The sequence below is a fragment of the Streptomyces sp. NPDC001220 genome, from assembly GCF_053597895.1.
On sequence record NZ_JBSFJE010000005.1, the window covers coordinates 431,745 to 450,698 of the forward strand.

Genomic DNA, 18,954 nt, shown 5'->3' on the forward strand with positions numbered 1-18,954 from the left:
CCCGCTCTTCTCTACCTCTTTCAGCTTTTCGCAAGGAGCCCGTACCCCATGACGTCCACCGTGCCCAACGCCGTCGAGCACGCAGACGAGCAGCAGCCGCCGATCACCATGTTCGGGCCGGACTTCCCGTACGCGTACGACGACTTCCTCGCCCACCCGGCGGGCCTCGGCCAGATACCCGCGGCCGAGCACGGCACCGAGGTCGCGGTCATCGGCGGCGGGCTGTCCGGCATCGTGGCCGCGTACGAGCTGATGAAGATGGGCCTGAAGCCGGTCGTGTACGAGGCCGACCAGATCGGCGGACGGCTGCGGACCGTCGGCTTCGAGGGCTGCGACCCCTCGCTGAGCGCCGAGATGGGCGCGATGCGCTTCCCGCCCTCCTCCACCGCCCTCCAGCACTACATCGACCTGGTGGAACTGGAGACCCGGCCCTTCCCCAACCCCCTCGCGGAGGCGACCCCTTCGACCGTCGTCGACCTCAAGGGCGAGTCGCACTACGCCGAGACGGCCGCCGACCTGCCGCAGGTCTACCGTGACGTCGCCGACGCCTGGAACAAGTGCCTCGAAGAGGGCGCCGACTTCTCCGACATGAACCGCGCCATGCGCGAGCGGGACGTGCCGCGCATCCGCGAGATCTGGTCCCGGCTCGTCGACAAGCTCGACAACCAGACCTTCTACGGCTTCCTCTGCGACTCCGAGGCCTTCAAGTCCTTCCGGCACCGGGAGATCTTCGGCCAGGTCGGTTTCGGCACGGGCGGCTGGGACACGGACTTCCCGAACTCGATCCTGGAGATCCTGCGGGTCGTCTACACCGAGGCCGACGACCACCACCGCGGGATCGTCGGGGGCAGCCAGCAGCTCCCGGTCCGGCTCTGGGAGCGCGAGCCGGAGAAGATCGTGCACTGGGCGTACGGCACCTCGCTCGCGAAGCTGCACGCGAACGGCGCACCCCGCCCCGCCGTGACCCGGCTGCACCGCACCACCGGCAACCGGATCACCGTGACGGACGCGAACGGCGACATCCGCACCTACCAGGCGGCGATCTTCACCGCCCAGTCCTGGATGCTGCTCTCGAAGATCGCCTGCGACGACTCGCTGTTCCCGATCGACCACTGGACCGCGATCGAGCGCACCCACTACATGGAGTCCTCGAAGCTGTTCGTGCCGGTGGACCGGCCCTTCTGGCTGGACAAGGACGAGGAGACCGGCCGGGACGTCATGTCGATGACGCTCACCGACCGTATGACGCGCGGGACCTACCTTCTCGACGACGGCCCGGACAAGCCCGCCGTGATCTGCCTGTCCTACACCTGGTGCGACGACAGCCTGAAGTGGCTGCCGCTGTCCGCGAACGAGCGGATGGAGGTGATGCTGAAGTCGCTCGGCGAGATCTATCCGAAGGTCGACATCAGGAAGCACGTCATCGGCAACCCGGTGACCGTCTCCTGGGAGAACGAGCCCTACTTCATGGGCGCGTTCAAGGCCAACCTGCCCGGCCACTACCGCTACCAGCGGCGCCTGTTCACGCACTTCGTGCAGGACCGGCTGCCCGCGGACAAGCGCGGCATCTTCCTCGCCGGCGACGACATCTCCTGGACGGCGGGGTGGGCCGAGGGCGCCGTCCAGACCGCGCTGAACGCGGTCTGGGGCGTCATGCACCACTTCGGAGGCGAGACCGACCCGGCCAACCCGGGCCCCGGTGACGTCTACGACGAGATCGCGCCGGTCGAACTCCCCGAGGACTAGACCCCGGCCGCCCGGGCCTTCTCGTACACCTCCGCGGCGACTTCCTTGAGTTCCTGAGCGTCCCGCGGAGTGGTCTGGAGGTCGACCAGGATCTCCTCCAGGCCGACCGCCGCGTGCGCCACCAGGTCCTCCACGATCTGGTCGGCGCTGCCCTGGAAGGGCTGGCGGTCCGGGCCGTCGTAGGGCTTGGCCGTGTACACGGCGTTGACCCGCACGACCGTCCGGATCGGTTCCGTGCGGCCGCGTTCGGCCGCCAGTTCCTGCAACTCCCGCCACTGGGACGCCAGCTGCTCGGCGCCCATGCCCACCGGCAGCCAGCCGTCGGCGTGGTCCACCAGCCGCCGCCGGGCCTTCTTGTTGCCCGCGGCCAGCAGGATCGGGATCGGCCGGGCGGGCTTGGGACCGACCACGGCGGAGGCGATCTTCGTCAGCCGGCCGTCGTACTTCACCGGGTCCGGGCCCCACACCGCCCGGCACACCTCGATCAGTTCGTCGAGCACACTGCCGCGCTCCTCGAACGGCCGGATTCCGGCGGCCGCGTACTCGTCGAGCGACCATCCGGTGCCCAGGCCCGCGATCACCCGGCCGCCGCTCGCCGCGTCCAGCGAGGCCAGCGACTTGGCCAGCTGGAAGGGGACGTGCAGCGGCGCCACCAGCACACTGCTGCCCAGCCGCGCCCGCTCGGTGGCCGCGGCGGCGAGGGCGAGCGTGACCAGGGGCTCGGCCACGTCCCGGTACGCGTCCGGCCAGGCGAGGCCCTCGATGCCGTACAGGCCCTGGGTGGCGGGCTCCGGGAAGAGGGCCCGCTCGAAGACCCACAGGCTGTCGTAGCCGATCTCCTCGGCGGTACGGGCCACGTCGGGAACGTCCGTGCCGATGGAATACTGCCGCATCTGGGGGAGGCTGAGGCCCAGCCGAGTCGCCATACCGGTGCTCCTTCGCAATCGGGTGCGTGCCGTCAACGTAAGGCGATCACAAGGGGATCCCGAGGCGGCTCGCACAGGGATCGGATCAGGCCACCTCAGCCGCGCAGCGGGGTGAGCAGCATGCGGCCCGCCAGCCCCACGGCCGCGTCCAGCCGCTCGGTGAACTCCTCGGCCAGATCCCCGAACCGGCGCAGCGCCCACAGCGCCCGCGCCGCCGACCAGGTCGCGTCCCGGGCCCGCTCCAGGCTCCAGGAACCGAGCAGATGGGTCAGCGGATCGGCGATCTGGAGCAGGTCGGGACCCGGCATCAGATCCTCGCGGATGCGCTCCTCCAGCGAGACGAGGAGCTCGCCCACGCGGTCGAACTCGTCCTCCAGGTCCGCCGGTTCGCAGCCGAGCGTACGACAGCTGTCCACCACGGCCAGCGCCAGGTCGTGCCCGATGTGCGCGTTGATGCCCGCGAGCGCGAACTGCAGCGGCCGTACACCGGGATGCCGGCGGAGCTGGAACAGCGGCCGCCAGCAGGCCGGCGGACGGCGGTCGCCGGCGGCCGCGTCCACGGCGGCCAGGTACCGCTCGGCGAACCGCACGTCCAGCGTCGCCGCGGCTCTCGGGTCCCCGAACCGGCCCGCTTCCAGCCGCCGTTCGACCTCCTCCGTGACGGAGAGGTAGACACGGTTGAAGACCGCGACCCCGTCCCGCCCGGGCAGGGCCGCGTCCAGCGCGCGCATCCGGGAGACGACGGTGGCGACCGGGGCGGTGAGGTGTTCCGTCTGGGACATGGGGGAAGGGTCCCAGCCCTAGGCTGCCGAGCGCGCCGACGGGCCCGGCGCGTCCCCGGAACGGGGGACGGACCCGTCGCACGGGAGGGGGAGCGCAGCGTGCCTGGCTCACATGCGCGGCCCGGCGGTGAGGGCAGGCGGGCGGTCGTGCTCGCCGTCGCCTCGGTCGTGGCCGCCGTCGGCACCGCGACCGGGATGCTCTCGGCGCTCGGCGAGGACGGCGGCGGGAGAGCCGGTCAGGCCCGGCCGGCGGTGGTGCGTACGACGGGGGAGAGTACGACGGGGGAGAGTACGACGGCGGTGCGTACGACGGGGTCGGTGCCCCGGGACTCGGTGCCACCGGAGACGGCGTCGTCCCGTCCGCCGTCCGCCCCGCAGCCCGCACAGACTCCCCGGCGGACCACGGCGACCCCGGCCGCTCCCGAGGTGCGCGGGCAGCGGGCGCCCCGCCTGTACCGCCACCCCGACTCGCAGGTCGCCGACTGGGTCCGCGCCCACCCGGACGATCCGCGCGCCGCCGTCATCGCGAACCGCATCGCCGACCGGCCGGCCGCCGTGTGGTTCGCCGACTTCGCCCCGGCGACCGTCGCCTCGCGGGTCCGCGCCGTCACCTCGGCGGCCTCCGCCCAGGGCCGCGTCCCGGTGCTGGTGCCGTACGCGATCCCGGACCGGGACTGCGGCGGGGCCTCGCAGGGCGGCGCGCCGGATCTGCGTGCGTACGACCGCTGGATCGACGCCTTCGCGCGCGGGCTCGGCTCCGGCGAGGTGATCGTGATCCTGGAGCCGGACTCCGTCGCCCAGTCCGGATGCCTCTCCGCCGCCCGCCGCGCCGCCCGGTTCGCCGCACTGGCGCGCGCCGGCCGGGTGCTGAAGGCGGCCGGTCCGAGGACCCGGGTCTACTACGACGCCGGGCACTCCGGCTGGAACCCGGCCGCCCGGCAGGCGGCCCTGCTGCGGCAGGCCGGAGCCAGGTCGGGCGACGGCATCTTCAGCAACGTCTCCAACTTCCGTACCACCGCCGACGAGATGGCCTACGACCGTGAGGTGCTCGGCGCCCTCGGCGGCTCGGCCTCGCTCGGCGCGGTGATCGACACCAGCCGCAACGGCAACGGCCCCCCGGCGAACGGTGCCTGGTGCGACCCGGCGGGGCGGCGGATCGGGCAGGCGCCCACGCTCCACACCGGTCAGGCGCGGATCGACGCCTACCTGTGGGTGAAGCTGCCGGGGGAGTCCGACGGCTGCAAGGGCGCCGCCGGGACCTTCACGCCGTCGTACGCCTACGACTTGGCGTCGTCGTAGGAGCTGGTGCCCTCGTCGAGCAGCGGTTCCGGCCCCTTGAGGTGGGCGGGGGCGAGGGCGCGCAGGACGTGGTAGCCGACGATGACGACCAGCGTGCCGAGGGCGATGCCGCTGAGGGAGAAGCTGTCGGTGAACTTCATGCTGACGTTGCCGACGCCGATGATGATGCCCGCGGCGGCCGGGACCAGGTTCAGCGGGTTGCGCAGATCGACCTTGGCGTGCAGCCAGATCTGGGCGCCGAGCAGACCGATCATGCCGTACAGGATGACGGTGATGCCGCCGAGCACCCCGCCCGGGACCGCGGCCACCACCGCGCCGAACCTGGGGCAGACGCCGAAGAGCAGCGCGAAGCCGGCGGCGGCCCAGTAGGCGGCGGTGGAGTAGACCCGGGTCGCGGCCATCACGCCGATGTTCTCGGAGTAGGTGGTGTTGGGCGGGCCGCCCACGGCGGTGGAGAGCATGGAGGCGACCCCGTCCGCCGAGATCGCCGTGCCGAGCCGGTCGTCGAGGGGGTCGCCGGTCATCTCGCCGACGGCCTTGACGTGCCCGGCGTTCTCCGCGACCAGGGCGATCACCACCGGGAGGGCGACGAGGATCGCCGACCACTGGAAGGACGGTCCGTGGAAGGACGGCAGCCCGATCCAGTCCGCCTTGCCGACACCGGAGAGGTCCAGCCGCCAGTGGTCGGTGACCTTGCCGCCCGGGCCCGTGGAGTGGATCCTGCCGAAGATCCGGTCGAGGGCCCAGGACAGGACGTATCCGAAGACCAGGCCCAGGAAGATCGCGACACGTGACCAGAAACCACGCAGACAGACGACGGCCAGACCGGTGAAGGCCATCACCAGCAGCGCGGTCCACTGGTCCTGCGGCCAGTAGGTGGAGGCGGTCACCGGGGCCAGGTTGAAGCCGATCAGCATCACGACCGCGCCGGTGACGATCGGCGGCATCGCGGCATGGATGATCCGGGCGCCGAAGCGCTGGACGGCCAGACCGACCAGGAAGAGCGCGGCGCCGACCACGAAGACCGCGCCGGTCACGGTGGCGCTGGTGCCGCCCTGGGCGCGGATGACGGCCGCGACCCCGACGAAGGACAGGGAACAGCCCAGGTAGCTGGGGACCCGGCCACGGGTCGCGAGCAGGAAGATCACGGTCGCGACGCCGGACATCATGATGGCGAGGTTGGGGTCCAGGCCCATCAGCACCGGGGCGACGAAGGACGCGCCGAACATGGCCACCACGTGCTGGGCGCCGAGCCCGATCGTGCGGGGCCAGGAGAGCCGTTCGTCGGGGCGTACCACCGCTCCGGGCGCGGGCGTGCGCCCGTCGCCGTGCAGTTTCCAGCGCACGCCGAGATCCATGGTGGGGGTTCGCTTTCTTCGAAGTGCCGTGAGGACGGCTTCGTACGTGAAGACGGTCCGAACCATTGTCATGGCTACGTGGCGGTCCTACGCTCGCACGGTCCCACTCGTGAACCAAGTTCACATATCTGATTACCGGCTGCTTCCTGTCCGATCGGAGTGCTCGATGAGTGGAAGATCCCGCGCGGCCGTCGTCCTGACGGCTCTGGCGGCCATCGGGGCCGTCCTCGTCCCCTCCGCCCATGCGACCGCGAGGGCCCCGAAGGCGCCCGACACCGCCGTGCTCGACGGCGCTCGCCTCCAGCGGGCCAAGGCTGATCTCGACCACGGCGACCCCCGACTGCGCCGTGCTGTCAAGGACTTGACGGCCCGCGCCGACGCCTGGCTGGGCCAGGGCCCCTGGACGGTCGTCGACAAACCGAAGCCCGCGCCCGGCGGAGACGTCCACGACTACCTGAGCCAGGCCCCCTACTGGTGGCCCACCACCACCCCCACCGCCGACAACCCCTGGGGCTGCCCCTACGTCCAGCGCGACGGCCAGCGCAATCCCGAGGTCGACACCGGCACCGACCGCCAGGACGTCGAGAAGGTCTTCGACTCGACCTACGACCTCTCCCTGGCCTGGTACTACACGGGCAAGCGGCAGTACGCGGAGAAGGCCGGACAGGTCCTGCGCACCTGGTTCCTCGACCCGGCGACCCGGATGAACCCGAACCTCGACCACGCCCAGTTCATCCCGTGCAAGTACGACGGCCGGGCCATCGGCATCATCGACTTCTCCCAGTCGTACACGAGCGTGGTCGACGCCCTCGCCATCCTCGCCACCGGCGCACCCGGCTGGAGCGCCGGGGACCGTGCCGGGATGCGCAGTTGGAACACGGACTTCCGTGACTGGCTGGAGAACAGCGCCTTCGGCAAGGAGGAGGGCGCCGCCGCCAACAACCACGGCACCTTCTACGACATGCAGCTCGCCGCCCTCGCCTACGCGACCGGCGACCGGGCACTGGCGAGGAAGACCGTGCTGGACGCCCGGGCCCGGCGGATCGACCCGCAGATCGCGGCCGACGGGAGCCAGCCGCAGGAGCTGGCCCGGACCAGGAGCTGGCACTACTCGACCTTCGACCTGGTCGCCTACACCCGGCTCGCGGCCATCGGCCGGCATGTCGGGGTGAACCTCTGGACCTACCGGGGGCCGGACGGACAGAGCCTGTTCAAGGCCGTGGACTATCTGCTGCCCGCCGCGACCGGGGCCACCGCCTGGTCCCATCCCGAGCTGGAGTTCCACCGCTACGCGGCGTCCGACGTCGTCCACGCGGCGGCCGACGCCGGCGACAAGGCGGCCCAGCGGGCGGTACGACAGCTGGAGGCCCCGCCCGGCGGCGACCTCTGGGCGCTGCGGCCGGCCGCCGAGCAGCTGGACTCGATCGCGGGCTGAGGCCGCCGACGGGGCTCCTGAGCGCTCGCTTAGACTGGCGTCAGCTGAAGGTCAGCGAAATGCCAGCAACGCCCAGGAGCCCCACCCGTGACCGCCGAAGCCCCGACCGCCCCCGCCCTGTCCTACGGCCGGCTGATCCCCGTCACCGTCCACTTCGACGACCTCGACGCGCTCGGGCTGCTCCACAACGCCCGCTACCCGGTGATGGTCGAGCGGGCCTGGGCCGAGCTCTGGCAGGGGCACGGCTTCGCCTTCGAGGGCGACTGGGCCGCGGCCGAGGACGCCTGCAACGCGGTCAAAGAACTCCGGATCGGCTACGAGGCGCCGGTCACCCGGCCGGGCGCCTACGCCGTCCACCTCTGGCTGGAACGGCTCGGCAACACCGGCCTGACCTACGGCTTCCGGTTCTGCTCGGCGGACGGCGCGACCACCTACGCGCACGGCACCCGGGTCCTGGTCCGGCTGGACGCGGCCACCCTGCGCCCCGCCCCCTGGAGCGAGCGCTTCAGGGCCGCGGGTCGGGAACTGCTGCGGCCGGCGGGCTGACCTCCGCCCGCACCCCGCGTTCCCCTGCCCGCAGCACGCCCGCGAACACCACCAGACCGCAGGTCAGCGCCGTCACCACGCCGAACGACACCACCAGGCTGGTGGCCTGGGCGACCCCGCCGATCAGACTGGGTGCGACCAGCCCCGACGTGTAGGTGATGGTCGCGACGCCCGCGATGGCCTGACTCGGGTTGGGCCCGGCGTGCCCGGCCGCCGCGAAGCACAGCGGTACGACGACGGCGATGCCGAGGCCCATCAGCGCGAACCCGGTCATGGCCACCGCCGGATGCCCGGCGAGGACGATCAGCAGCCCGCCGAGCGCGGCCAGCACACCCCCGGCGCGCACGGTACGCACCGTGCCGAAGCGGTTCACCACCGCGTCCCCGCTGATCCGGGCGATCGCCATGGTCAGCATGAACCCCGTGGTGGTGGCGGCCGCGAGCCCCGCCGAACTGGCCATCCGGTCCCGCAGGAACACCGCAGACCAGTCCAGGCTCGCACCCTCCGCGAACACCGCGCAGAAGCCGACCGCGCCGATCAGCAGCGCCGACCGGGGCGGCAGCGCGAACCGCGGCGGCGGCTCCTCGTCCTCGGCGGGCTGTACGTCCAGCACCCAGCCGGCCGCCAGGACACCCAGCACGGTGAGGGTGACGGCGGCCAGCGCGAAGTGCAGCCGGGCGTCCGAGCCGAGATGCGCGGCGAGGGTGCCCGCCGCCGAGCCGATCAGGGCGCCCGCGCTCCACATGCCGTGCAGACCCGACATGATCGACTTCCCGAGCAGTCGCTCCACCTCCACGCCGAGCGCGTTCATCGCGACGTCGGCCATGCCCGCGCTGGCGCCGTAGGCGAACATCGCCAGGCAGAGCGTGTACAGGTTCGGCGCGAGGGACGGCAGGACCAGCGACAGCGTCCACATCGCGATCAGCCCGCGCAGCGCCGTACGGCTGCCGAAGCGATGGCTGATCCGGCCCGCCAGCGGCATCGAGCAGGAGGCGCCGAACGCGGTGAAGGCGAGCGCGAAGCCGAGCTGGCCCGCGCTCAGGCCGGCATGGTCCTGGATCCAGGGCACCCGGGTCGCGAACGAGCCGGTGACGGCACCGTGCACGGTGAACACGGCCGCCACGGCGTACCGCGCCCGCTTCACCTCGTGCTGCTCGTAGCCCACGTCTCTCATGGCTTTCATGGTCCTGCCCCTCCCCGGGTGGGTGCCGCCCCGCTGCCGCGCCGTAAACTATCAGGGACCCTGCCTGATAGATAGGTAGTGACGTGGCCGTCCTGGGCCGCGTCGATCTGGGAGGATGCCCGTCATGCCCGCATCACCGAGCACCGCCCGGGCCATCAACGACCGGCTCGCGCTGACCCTGCTCCAGCAGGAAGGCCCGCTGACGGCAGGGCAGTTGAAACAGCTGACCGGGCTGTCCCGGCCCACCGTCGCCGACCTCGTCGAGCGGCTCGCCGAGTCCGGCCTGATCGCGGTGGTCGGCGAGTCCGGCGAACAGCGCCGGGGGCCGAACGCCCGGCTGTACGGCATCGTCGCCGACCGGGTCTGTCTGGCCGCCCTCGACGTGCGCACCGAAAGCGTCTCGGTGCTGGTGTCCGACCTGGTGGGGCGGGTGCTGGCCGAAGGGGCGGTGCCGGTCGGGCCGGAGGCGGGAAAGGCGGCCGCGGGGGAGGCGGCGGCCGTCGAGCAGGCGGTGGAGCTGGTCGAGCGGGCGGTCAAGGAGGCGGGGGCCGCCGGCGGCGGGCGGTTGCACACCGTCGGCATCGGGGCGCCGGGGCTCATCGACCCGGCGAGCGGCGAACTCCGCGACTCGGCGGGCCTGCCGGCCTGGCACCGCCGGCTGGTCGCCGCCGTGCAGGAGCGGTTCCCGCAGGCCCGGGTCGGCGTCGAGAACGAGACCAATCTGGCCGCCGTCGCCGAACAGCGGGAGGGTGCCGCCCGCGACCGCGACACCTTCGTGCTGCTCTGGCTGGGACACAGCTGCGGCGCCGCCGTCGTCCTGGACGGCAGCCTGCGCCGGGGCGCCTCCGGCGGCACGGGCGAGATCGGCTTCCTGCCGGTGCCGGGCACCCGCGCCCTGCCCTCCGCGACGGACTGCGCCGGCGGCTACCACTCCCTGGTGGGCGCGGCGGCGATCGCCGAACTCGCCGGGCAACACGGTCTCCCCCCGGCCGAGTCGAGGGGCCCCGAGCCCGCGGCGGCGTGGCTGGTGGGGGAGGCGGTCCGGTTCGGGGGAGCGCTCCGAAGGGGCGCGATGAACTGCGCGACCAGCCCGATCGGACCCGCAGACGACCATCGAGGCCGCCCGGCGGACTCCGCCCTCTTCCTCGACGCCCTCGCCGACCGCATCGCCGTGGGCGTCGCTGCCGTCGTCGCCATCCTGGACCCCGGCTGCGTGGTCCTCGGCGGCGAGATCGGCTCGGCCGGCGGCGCCACGCTCGCCGCCGGTGTCGAGGAGCGGCTGCGCCGGATGTCCCCGCTGGCCACCGAGGTGCGCGCGAGTGTCCTCGGCGGCGGGGCCGTGCTGCGCGGAGCGCTTCTGACGGCACGGGAGCGCGCGCAGGACGAACTGTTCGCGCCGCAGGGCCGCTGACCCGACCGGCCCGGTGGGTGACCCGGCGACGGGCAAGGGCCGTCGTCACCGCCGCCGGGCTCGCTCGAACGATAAATGGACTAGACCAGTAGGGTCAATAGCTGCGGATCGAGTCAAGATGCCTGGTCCGAGGGCCCGTTGGGCGCCGCTCGTGCATATGACGTCCCGTCAGGCAAGTCCAGCGACCCGGTCTGTGAGGCAGCCCACACGGTTCCCCTGCATGGACCACTCCCGGGCGTGGCAGACTGGCCGTGTACCAGAAGCAGCGCACTCCGGGGTCGGTGAAACTCCGAACCGGCGGTTACAGTCCGCGACCCGTCCGCTTCCAGCGGCCGGTTGACCAGGTGAAATTCCTGGACCGACGGTTAAAGTCCGGATGGGAGGCAGTGCGCGGCGGGCGAGCATGTATCTGTGCGCGCCGCCGTATCTGGTCTCGTCCGTCACGGACGGGACCTTGTCGGCGTCGCTCCCGGTGTGCTCTTCCGTCCTTTCTGTCGTTCGTCGACAGGCCCCGGAGTCCGTGCCCCGTTGAGGCAGGAGGACCCGGGAAGTGTTCACCGGAATCGTCGAAGAGCTGGGTGAGATCACCGCCGTCGAGAACCTCGGCGACGCCTCCCGTTTCCGGCTCCGTGGCCCCGTAGTGACCGAGGGCGCACAGCACGGCGACTCCATCGCCGTGAACGGCGTCTGTCTGACCGTCGTGGAGCACGAGGGCGACGAGTTCACCGCCGACGTCATGCAGGAGACCCTCAAGCGCTCCTCCCTCGGCGCGCTGGACGTCGGCTCCCGCGTCAACCTGGAGCGCCCCACAGCCGTCGGCTCCCGGCTCGGCGGCCACATCGTGCAGGGCCATGTCGACGGCACCGGTCAGGTGCTGGCGCGCACGCCCTCCGAGAACTGGGAGATCGTCAAGGTCTCGCTCCCGGCCGACCTCGCGCGGTACGTCGTCGAGAAGGGCTCCATCACCGTCGACGGCATCAGCCTCACCGTCGTCGAGGCCGGCCCCGACTACTTCACCGTCAGCCTCATCCCGACCACCCTCGACCTGACCACGCTCGGCCGCAAGCAGCCCGGCGACCCGGTCAACCTCGAGGTCGACATCGTCGCCAAGTACGTGGAGCGGCTGCTCGCGAGCGCGCAGGGAGCGGGCAAGTGAACTCGCTGAACTCCGAGGCCTTCGTCCTGTTCGGCCAGCACATCCTCTGGTCGGACATGATCGGCAATATCCTCGGCCTGGCCGCCCTCGCCCTCGGCTGGCGCCGCAACCTGTGGAGCTGGCCGGTCCAGTTCGCCTCCGGCCTCATCCTCTTCGGCGCCTTCTACGGCCACCTCACCGGCAGCGCCGGCAAGCAGGCCGTCGTCATGGTCGTCGCGCTGTACGGCTGGTGGCAGTGGAACCGCAACAGGGGCCGGGCCGAGGACGGCGGTGACGGCCACATCGCCCCCCGGTTCGCCACCTGGCGCGAACGCGGCGCGATGGCCGCCGCCGCGGCCGTCGGCACCGTGGCCGTCGCCGTGCTCTTCAAGGCCTACCCGTCCCTGTCCTGGGACCCCTGGCCGGACGCCTACATCTTCGTCGGCACCGTCGTCGCCATGTACGCCCAGGCCCGCGGCATGGTCGAGTTCTGGATCGCCTGGCTGCTGGTCGACCTGGTCGGCGTCCCCCTCAACTTCGCCAACGGCTACGCCTTCTCCGGCTTCGTCTACGTCATCTACGGCGCGCTCGTCCTGTGGGGCATGCGCGACTGGTGGCTGCGCTCCCGCCAGGGCTCGCGGCCCGCTCTGGAAGGGGCACCCGCATGACCGCGGCACCGATTCTCTACCGCACCGACGGCGTCGAGGACCTCACCCTCGACCCGGTCGAGCAGGCCATCGCCGACATCGCGGCCGGCCGCCCGATCGTGGTCGTCGACGACGAGGACCGCGAGAACGAGGGCGACCTCGTCATCGCCGCCGAGAAGGCCACCCCCGAGATCATCGCGTTCATGATGAGCGAGTGCCGCGGCCTGATCTGCGCCCCCATGGAGGGCGCCGAACTCGACCGGCTCCAGCTGCCGCAGATGGTCGAGGACAACACCGAGTCCATGAAGACCGCGTTCACCGTCTCCGTGGACGCCTCCGCCGCGCACGGCGTCACCACCGGCATCTCCGCCGCCGACCGCGCCACCACGCTCCAGCTGCTGGCCAGCGGCGGCGCCGAGCCGACGGACTTCGTCCGCCCCGGCCACGTCTTCCCGCTGCGCGCCCGCTCCGGCGGCGTCCTCACCCGCAACGGCCACACCGAGGCCGCCGTCGACCTGGCCCGGCTCGCGGGCCTGCGCCCGGCCGGCGCCATCGTCGAGATCGCCGGTGAGGACGGCCGTATGCTCCGGCTCCCCGAGCTGATCCCGTTCGCCCGCAAGCACGGCCTGACGATCATCTCCATCGCCGACCTGGTCACCTACCGCCGCTCCGCCGAGCCCACCGTCCGCCGCGAGGCCGAGGTCAACCTGCCCACCAAGCACGGGACCTTCACGGCGTACGGCTACCGCTCCACCACGGACGGCGTCGAGCATGTCGCCCTCGTCCACGGCGAGATCGGCGACGGCGAGGACGTCCTGGTCCGGGTGCACTCCGAGTGCCTCACCGGAGACGTCTTCGGCTCCGCCCGCTGCGACTGCGGCCCCCAGCTGGACGCCGCCCTGGACCGCATCCAGGACGAGGGCCGGGGTGTCGTCGTCTACCTGCGCGGACACGAGGGACGCGGCATCGGCCTGCTGTCCAAGCTGCGCGCCTACGAACTCCAGGAGCGCGGCCGCGACACCCTCGACGCCAACCTCGAACTCGGCCTGCCCGCCGACGCCCGGGACTACGGCGCCGGCGCCCAGATCCTGGCGGACCTCGGCGTGCACAGCGTGCGCCTGATGACCAACAACCCCGACAAGAGCGACGCGCTGCTCAGCCACGGCCTCAAGATCAGCGGCCGGGAGCCGATGCCCGTACAGGCGGGCGAGCACAACCTCCGCTACCTGCGCACCAAGCGGGACCGGATGGGCCACGACCTGCCCTGGCTGGACACCCCTGCCGTGTCCGGCTGCGGCAACCAGTAAAGAAACAGCACTGAGGAGAGACGTGAGCGGCAAGGGTGCACCGGAGTTGTCCGTACGCAATGTCAGCGACCTGCGGGTCGCCGTCATCGCGGCCCAGTGGCACGAAAAGGTGATGGACGGTCTGGTGGACGGCGCCCTGCGCGCCCTGCGTGACCTGGGGATCGACGAGCCGACCCTGCTGCGGGTCCCCGGCAGCTGGGAGCTCCCGGTCGCCGCCAAGGTCCTCGCGGGCCGCGGCTACGACGCGGTGGTCGCCCTCGGCGTCGTCATCCGCGGCGGCACCCCCCACTTCGAGTACGTGTGCCAGGGCGTCACCCAGGGCCTCACCCAGGTCTCCGTCGAGACCGGTGTCCCGGTCGGCTTCGGCCTGCTCACCTGCGACAACGAGGAGCAGGCCCTGGACCGGGCCGGCCTGGAGGGCTCCAACGAGGACAAGGGCCACGAGGCGGTGACGGCGGCGGTCGCGACGGCGGCCACCCTCCGCTCAGTATCTGAACCCTGGCACTGAGCGACGCCGCGTTTGGCGTAGTCTGGCGCTCACCATGTCCAACAAGACTTTCGAGGAGCTCTTCACCGAGCTCCAGCACAAGGCCGCCCACGGCGACCCCGCCACGTCCCGCACCGCCGAGCTGGTCGGGAAGGGGGTCCATGCCATCGGCAAGAAGGTCGTCGAAGAGGCCGCCGAGGTCTGGATGGCCGCCGAGTACGAGGGCAAGGAAGCAGCCGCCGAGGAGATCTCGCAGCTGCTGTACCACGTCCAGGTGATGATGGTCGCCCGCGGAATCTCGCTGGACGACGTCTACGCCCACCTGTAGAATCTTTCCGACAAATCCCCCTTTTCGAGCAAAGGAAGCCGACCTCATGCTGCGCATCGCCGTCCCCAACAAGGGTTCCCTCTCAGGCCCTGCGGCGGACATGCTGCATGAGGCCGGCTACCGGCAGCGCAGGGAGTCCAAGGAACTCCGCATCGTCGACCCGGTCAACGACGTCGAGTTCTTCTACCTGCGTCCCCGGGACATCGCGATCTACGTCTCCTCCGGCCGCCTCGACATCGGCATCACCGGCCGGGACCTGCTCGTCGACTCCGGCGCCCACGCCGAGGAGATCCTGCCGCTCGGCTTCGCCCGCTCCACCTTCCGCTTCGCCTCCAAGCCGGGCGCGGCCGACGGCCTGGCGGACCTGAAGGGCAAGACGGTCGCCACCTCCTACGAGGGCATCGTCGCCAAGCACCTCGCCGACAGCGGTGTCGACGCCTCCGTCGTCCACCTGGACGGCGCCGTCGAGACCGCCATCGAACTGGGTGTCGCCGAGGTCATCGCCGACGTCGTCGAGACCGGCACCTCGCTGCGCAACGCGGGCCTGGAGGTCTTCGGCGAGCCGATCATGACCTCCGAGGCGATCGTCATCCGCCGGGCCGGCGCCGACATCGAGGAACCCAAGGTCCAGCAGTTCCTGCGCCGTCTCCAGGGCGTCCTGGTCGCGCGGACGTACGTGATGATGGACTACGACTGCCGGGTCGAGCAGCTGGAGAAGGCCGTCGCCCTCACCCCGGGCCTGGAGTCCCCGACCGTCTCCCCGCTGCACAACGAGGGCTGGGTCGCCGTCCGCGCCATGGTCCCCACCAAGGACGCGCAGCGGATCATGGACGACCTGTACGACATCGGCGCCCGCGCCATCCTGACCACGGCCATCCACGCCTGCCGCCTCTGAAACGCCCGCGAGAGATGTCCGAGCTTCCTTCCCTTCCCGTCACCTTCCGGCCGGGCCACACCCGCGTGATCCTGCTCACCGCGGGCGCCGCCATGTTCGCCACCATCTCCGGGGTCGCGCTGCTCCTCGAGCAGCTCGGCCCGGGGGAGCAGCTCAGCTTCGTCCTCACCGGCGCGCTGATCTTCTGGGTGCTGGCCCAGCTGGCCCGGGTGAAGGTGGTCGCCGACGAGTCCGGGGTCACCGTCGTCAACATCGCCAGCAAGCGGCGTCTGGAGTGGGCGGAGATCGTCCAGGTGAACCTCCGCCCGGGTGACCCGTGGGTGTTCCTGAACCTCAGCGACGGCACCAGCCTGCCCGCGCTCGGCATCCAGCCGGGCATCGCCAAGCAGCGCGCCATCGCCGACGCCAAGGCCCTGCGGGCCCTCGCCGAGGCCCACGCGATCCACGACCCCGAGCAGCACCAGGGCTGAAATCACGCAACTTCGGGGCCACCTCGGGGTCGCCCACTCTGCCGTTGTGGGCCCTGTCTTGATTAATCTGTTGGCGGAGGCTTTTCACGTCCCGCCTCCACCCCTGTCGCGCGCCCTGCGCACAGGGGTTCCTGCTACCCGAGGAGTGACCCTCTCCGGCGATGGACGGATCGTCCTGTAGTACCTGCGCCGCCCCCTCCCGACATACCGCGGACCCCCGATTCGGGGTCCGCGACGCATCGGAGGCGGCGGCATCATGACCACCCCCCTGCTGCTCCTGGCAGCCGCGTTCCTGCTCATCCTCGCCAACGGCTTCTTCGTGGCCGCCGAGTTCGGCCTGGTGACCGTGGAGCGACCCGAGGCCGAGAAGGCCGCCGCCGACGGCGACAAGCGCGCCGGTACGGTCGTCGAGTCGCTGAGGGAACTGTCCTTCCAGCTCTCCGGCACCCAGCTCGGCATCACCATCACCTCCCTGGTCGTCGGTATGCTCGCCGAACCGGCACTGGCCCAGCTGCTGCGCGGCCCGTTCACCGCTCTCGGCCTGCCCGAGGGCGCCGTCTCCGGTGTCTCGGTCGTCATCGGCATGCTGCTGGCCTCGGCGATCCAGATGGTGATCGGCGAACTCGTGCCCAAGAACTGGGCGGTCTCCAAGCCGCTCCAGGTCGCGCGCTTCGTCGCCGGCCCGCAGGCCCGCTTCTCGCGCCTGTTCCGCCCGGTCATCGCCGCGCTGAACACGGTCGCCAACCGGCTCGTCCGCGCCCTCGGCGTCGAACCCGCCGAGGAACTGGCCTCCGCCCGCACCCCGGGCGAGCTGGTCTCGCTGGCCCGGCACTCCGCGCAGGCCGGCGCGCTGGAGCAGGACACGGCCGACCTGTTCGTCCGCACCCTGTCCCTGGGAGAGCTGACCGCGCAGCACGTCATGACCCCCCGAGTGAAGGTCAGCGCGCTCCAGGACTCGGCGACCGCCGAGGACGTGGTAAACCTCACCCGGGCCACCGGCCTGTCCCGCTTCCCGGTCTACCGGGAGAAGATCGACGAGATCGTCGGCATGGCCCACCTCAAGGACGCCCTGGCGGTCTCGGTCCACGACCGGCTGCGCACTCCCGTCGGCCGCATCGCCCGCAAGGCGCTGCTCGTCCCCGAGACCCTGCCGGTCCAGCCGCTGCTCGCCCGGCTCCGCTCCGAGCAGCCCATCGCCGTCGTCGTCGACGAGTACGGCGGTACGGCCGGGGTGGTCACCCTGGAGGACATCGTCGAGGAACTCGTCGGCGAGGTCCGCGACGAGCACGACAGCCCGGACGCGCCGGAACTCGCGGCCGCCCCGCCGCAGGACGGCAAGCCCGCCTGGGACGTCGACGGCAGTGTCCGCGTCGACATCCTCCAGCGGATAGGCCTCGACGTGCCCGAGGGTCCGTACGAGACGGTCGCCGGCCTGGTCGCCGACCTGCTCGGCCGGATCCCGGCGCCCGGCGACCGGGCCGAGCTGCCCGGCTGGCGGCTGTCGGTCCGCCGGGTCGGCCACTACCGCGCCGAGCGGGTCCGCCTGGTCCGCACCGCCCCCGCCGTCGCGGAGGCCGTCCGATGAGCGTCCTCCAACTGGTCTTCGCCGCCCTGTTGGTGCTCACCAACGGCTTCTTCGTGGGCGCGGAGTTCGCCCTGGTCTCGGTCCGCCGCAGCCAGATCGAACCGCTGGGCACGGCCAGGGCGCGCCAGGTCCTCTACGGCCTGGAACGCCTCCCGCAGATGATGGCCGCGGCCCAGTTCGGCATCACCGTCTGCTCGCTGACGCTGGGCGCGGTGGCCGAGCCGACCGTGGCGCATCTGCTGGAGCCGGTGTTCGAAGCCGTGCACCTGCCCGAGGGCGTGATCCACCCGCTGGGCTATGTGATCGCGCTGGCCGGAGTCGTCTTCTTCCACCTCGTCATCGGCGAGATGGTGCCGAAGAACCTGGCGATGGCGGCGCCCGAGAAGGCGGCGCTGTGGCTGAGCCCCGGCCTGGTGGCGTTCGCCCGTGTGTGCCGGCCGATCACGGTCGCCCTGGGCGCCTGTGCCCAGGGCATCCTGAAGCTGTTCCGGGTGGAGCCGAAGGACGAGGTCGAGGCCGTCGTCACCAGCGAGCAGCTCAACCGGCTGCTCGAGGACTCCGGCCAGGCGGGCCTTCTCGATCCGGAGGAGCAGGAGCGGCTGGAGGACGCGCTGGAACTGGGCTCCCGCCCGGTGACGGACGTACTCCTGCGCCGCGAGTCCCTGATCACGGTCCCTCCGTCCGTCACCCCGGGCCAGATCGTCGAGCTCACCGCCCGCACCGGATACTCCCGCTTCCCGGTCTCCGCCGAGTCCGGTGCCTTCATGGGCTACGTGCATGTGAAGGACGTACTCGACCTGGAGGACTCGGACCGGGCGGTGCCGCAGCAGCTGTGGCGCCCGATGACGACCCTGCGGGCCGAGCTGCCCCTCGACGACGCGCTCACGGTGATGCGCCGTGCCGCGACGCACCTCGCGCAGGTGGCCGACGGCCACGGCAGGGTCCTGGGGCTGGCGGCGCTGGAGGACGTGCTGGAACTGCTGGTGGGCGAGGTGACGGACCCGGCACACCGGGAGGAACGGCCGACCAGGGCGCCCGAGCCCCGGGCCAGCGGCGAGCCGGAGGAAGTCGCGGTGGGCTGAGCATCACGGGGAGCCGCGTCCCGGCGACGGCCGGTCACGCGGCTCCCCGCGTCCCACAAGGGGCACCGCGCCTCGACGTCGTGGAGGTACCGACGTCGGGCCGCCCATGAGCGCTGCCGTCAGGGCATACGCGAGCCCGAACCGTCACCCGCCCCCTCCGTGGGCGCACGCAGGTATGCCGCGTTTGCAATTAACCGGCGTCTGCAATTAATGTAGTCATGTCTTCGGCACCCCCGAATGCGTCATCGAAGGCCTGCCGCCCGACGTCGCCGCAGGCTTCGGCCGCACCCCGCGCCGCCGCGCAGTCCGCGCTCCGGCCACGGGCGGACACC

Annotated in this window: 18 protein-coding genes and 1 riboswitch; of the genes, 14 read left to right on the forward strand and 4 right to left on the reverse strand. The window is 71.8% G+C overall.

From position 1 onward, the window contains the following. Positions 1-48: 48 nt before the first annotated feature. A complete protein-coding gene (locus tag ACWDGI_RS15450) occupies positions 49-1,746 on the forward strand; it encodes a flavin monoamine oxidase family protein (RefSeq protein WP_450759147.1) in 1,698 nt (565 codons plus the stop codon). Here ACWDGI_RS15450 and ACWDGI_RS15455 read toward each other — a convergent pair. Next, on the reverse strand, positions 1,743-2,672 hold the full coding sequence (locus ACWDGI_RS15455; RefSeq protein WP_450759149.1) for an LLM class F420-dependent oxidoreductase: 930 nt from the start codon (positions 2,670-2,672) through the stop codon (positions 1,743-1,745). The genes ACWDGI_RS15450 and ACWDGI_RS15455 overlap by 4 nt on opposite strands. 95 nt (positions 2,673-2,767) lie before the next feature. Beyond that, positions 2,768-3,454 (reverse strand): DUF5995 family protein, encoded by a 687-nt coding sequence (locus ACWDGI_RS15460; RefSeq protein WP_450759151.1) that lies wholly within the window; start codon positions 3,452-3,454, stop codon positions 2,768-2,770. A 99-nt stretch (positions 3,455-3,553) separates the two neighbouring features. On the opposite strand from ACWDGI_RS15460, the gene ACWDGI_RS15465 reads away from it, so the two are divergent. After that, a complete protein-coding gene (locus tag ACWDGI_RS15465; RefSeq protein WP_450759153.1) occupies positions 3,554-4,753 on the forward strand; it encodes a glycoside hydrolase family 6 protein in 1,200 nt (399 codons plus the stop codon). On the opposite strand, the gene ACWDGI_RS15470 is transcribed toward ACWDGI_RS15465, so the two are convergent. Beyond that, positions 4,732-6,111: a uracil-xanthine permease family protein gene (locus ACWDGI_RS15470; protein ID WP_450759155.1), complete on the reverse strand. Its 1,380-nt coding sequence runs from the start codon at positions 6,109-6,111 to the stop codon at positions 4,732-4,734. The genes ACWDGI_RS15465 and ACWDGI_RS15470 overlap by 22 nt on opposite strands. Before the next feature lie 166 nt (positions 6,112-6,277). Between ACWDGI_RS15470 and ACWDGI_RS15475 the strand changes: the two genes are divergently transcribed. After that, entirely contained in the window at positions 6,278-7,546 is a 1,269-nt protein-coding gene (locus ACWDGI_RS15475; protein ID WP_450759157.1) for an alginate lyase family protein, read from the forward strand. Positions 7,547-7,633: 87 nt separating this feature from the next. Continuing rightward, complete coding sequence (locus ACWDGI_RS15480; RefSeq protein ID WP_450759159.1) at positions 7,634-8,092, forward strand: acyl-CoA thioesterase; 459 nt, start codon at positions 7,634-7,636, stop codon at positions 8,090-8,092. Here ACWDGI_RS15480 and ACWDGI_RS15485 read toward each other — a convergent pair. Then, complete coding sequence (locus tag ACWDGI_RS15485; RefSeq protein WP_450759314.1) at positions 8,052-9,266, reverse strand: MFS transporter; 1,215 nt, start codon at positions 9,264-9,266, stop codon at positions 8,052-8,054. The two genes, ACWDGI_RS15480 and ACWDGI_RS15485, sit on opposite strands and share 41 nt — an antisense overlap. A gap of 133 nt (positions 9,267-9,399) precedes the next feature. On the opposite strand from ACWDGI_RS15485, the gene ACWDGI_RS15490 reads away from it, so the two are divergent. From ACWDGI_RS15490 to ACWDGI_RS15535, 10 genes are all read left to right on the forward strand, one after another. After that, the gene (locus ACWDGI_RS15490; protein ID WP_450759161.1) at positions 9,400-10,686 is read left to right on the forward strand and encodes an ROK family transcriptional regulator; all 1,287 of its coding nucleotides are present in this window, start codon (positions 9,400-9,402) and stop codon (positions 10,684-10,686) included. A 263-nt stretch (positions 10,687-10,949) separates the two neighbouring features. Beyond that, a riboswitch (FMN riboswitch) is annotated at positions 10,950-11,080 on the forward strand. 156 nt (positions 11,081-11,236) lie between these two features. Next, positions 11,237-11,842: a riboflavin synthase gene (locus ACWDGI_RS15495; RefSeq protein ID WP_450759163.1), complete on the forward strand. Its 606-nt coding sequence runs from the start codon at positions 11,237-11,239 to the stop codon at positions 11,840-11,842. After that, positions 11,839-12,489: a nicotinamide mononucleotide transporter family protein gene (locus ACWDGI_RS15500; protein ID WP_450759165.1), complete on the forward strand. Its 651-nt coding sequence runs from the start codon at positions 11,839-11,841 to the stop codon at positions 12,487-12,489. The genes ACWDGI_RS15495 and ACWDGI_RS15500 overlap by 4 nt, the downstream gene beginning before the upstream one ends. Further along, positions 12,486-13,775 (forward strand): bifunctional 3,4-dihydroxy-2-butanone-4-phosphate synthase/GTP cyclohydrolase II, encoded by a 1,290-nt coding sequence (locus tag ACWDGI_RS15505; protein WP_450759167.1) that lies wholly within the window; start codon positions 12,486-12,488, stop codon positions 13,773-13,775. The genes ACWDGI_RS15500 and ACWDGI_RS15505 overlap by 4 nt, the downstream gene beginning before the upstream one ends. Before the next feature lie 22 nt (positions 13,776-13,797). Continuing rightward, positions 13,798-14,283 carry a 6,7-dimethyl-8-ribityllumazine synthase gene (gene ribH, locus ACWDGI_RS15510; RefSeq protein WP_351933793.1) on the forward strand — a complete coding sequence of 162 codons (486 nt, stop codon included), beginning with the start codon at positions 13,798-13,800 and terminating at the stop codon, positions 14,281-14,283. Positions 14,284-14,317: 34 nt separating this feature from the next. Further along, complete coding sequence (locus ACWDGI_RS15515; RefSeq protein ID WP_030946750.1) at positions 14,318-14,590, forward strand: phosphoribosyl-ATP diphosphatase; 273 nt, start codon at positions 14,318-14,320, stop codon at positions 14,588-14,590. Between the two features lie 46 nt (positions 14,591-14,636). Beyond that, positions 14,637-15,485 carry an ATP phosphoribosyltransferase gene (hisG, locus tag ACWDGI_RS15520; RefSeq protein ID WP_450759169.1) on the forward strand — a complete coding sequence of 283 codons (849 nt, stop codon included), beginning with the start codon at positions 14,637-14,639 and terminating at the stop codon, positions 15,483-15,485. A 14-nt stretch (positions 15,486-15,499) separates the two neighbouring features. Beyond that, positions 15,500-15,955, forward strand: coding sequence for a PH domain-containing protein (locus ACWDGI_RS15525; RefSeq protein ID WP_450759171.1), 456 nt, complete (start codon positions 15,500-15,502; stop codon positions 15,953-15,955). A gap of 256 nt (positions 15,956-16,211) precedes the next feature. Beyond that, positions 16,212-17,540, forward strand: coding sequence for a hemolysin family protein (locus ACWDGI_RS15530; protein WP_450759173.1), 1,329 nt, complete (start codon positions 16,212-16,214; stop codon positions 17,538-17,540). Then, entirely contained in the window at positions 17,537-18,622 is a 1,086-nt protein-coding gene (locus ACWDGI_RS15535) for a hemolysin family protein (RefSeq protein WP_450759175.1), read from the forward strand. Before ACWDGI_RS15530 ends, ACWDGI_RS15535 begins: the two co-directional genes overlap by 4 nt. The last annotated feature ends 332 nt before the right edge of the window (positions 18,623-18,954 follow it).

Bases quoted from the DNA above. Each gene is read 5' to 3' on its own strand.
- ACWDGI_RS15450 (WP_450759147.1), top strand. From the start codon at position 49: ATGACGTCCACCGTGCCCAACGCCGTCGAGCACGCAGACGAGCAGCAG.
- ACWDGI_RS15455 (WP_450759149.1), bottom strand. From the start codon at position 2,672: ATGGCGACTCGGCTGGGCCTCAGCCTCCCCCAGATGCGGCAGTATTCC.
- ACWDGI_RS15460 (WP_450759151.1), bottom strand. From the start codon at position 3,454: ATGTCCCAGACGGAACACCTCACCGCCCCGGTCGCCACCGTCGTCTCC.
- ACWDGI_RS15470 (WP_450759155.1), bottom strand. From the start codon at position 6,111: ATGGATCTCGGCGTGCGCTGGAAACTGCACGGCGACGGGCGCACGCCC.
- ACWDGI_RS15475 (WP_450759157.1), top strand. From the start codon at position 6,278: ATGAGTGGAAGATCCCGCGCGGCCGTCGTCCTGACGGCTCTGGCGGCC.
- ACWDGI_RS15485 (WP_450759314.1), bottom strand. From the start codon at position 9,266: ATGAGAGACGTGGGCTACGAGCAGCACGAGGTGAAGCGGGCGCGGTAC.
- ACWDGI_RS15490 (WP_450759161.1), top strand. From the start codon at position 9,400: ATGCCCGCATCACCGAGCACCGCCCGGGCCATCAACGACCGGCTCGCG.
- ACWDGI_RS15505 (WP_450759167.1), top strand. From the start codon at position 12,486: ATGACCGCGGCACCGATTCTCTACCGCACCGACGGCGTCGAGGACCTC.
- ACWDGI_RS15515 (WP_030946750.1), top strand. From the start codon at position 14,318: ATGTCCAACAAGACTTTCGAGGAGCTCTTCACCGAGCTCCAGCACAAG.
- hisG (WP_450759169.1), top strand. From the start codon at position 14,637: ATGCTGCGCATCGCCGTCCCCAACAAGGGTTCCCTCTCAGGCCCTGCG.
- ACWDGI_RS15525 (WP_450759171.1), top strand. From the start codon at position 15,500: ATGTCCGAGCTTCCTTCCCTTCCCGTCACCTTCCGGCCGGGCCACACC.
- ACWDGI_RS15530 (WP_450759173.1), top strand. From the start codon at position 16,212: ATGACCACCCCCCTGCTGCTCCTGGCAGCCGCGTTCCTGCTCATCCTC.
- ACWDGI_RS15535 (WP_450759175.1), top strand. From the start codon at position 17,537: ATGAGCGTCCTCCAACTGGTCTTCGCCGCCCTGTTGGTGCTCACCAAC.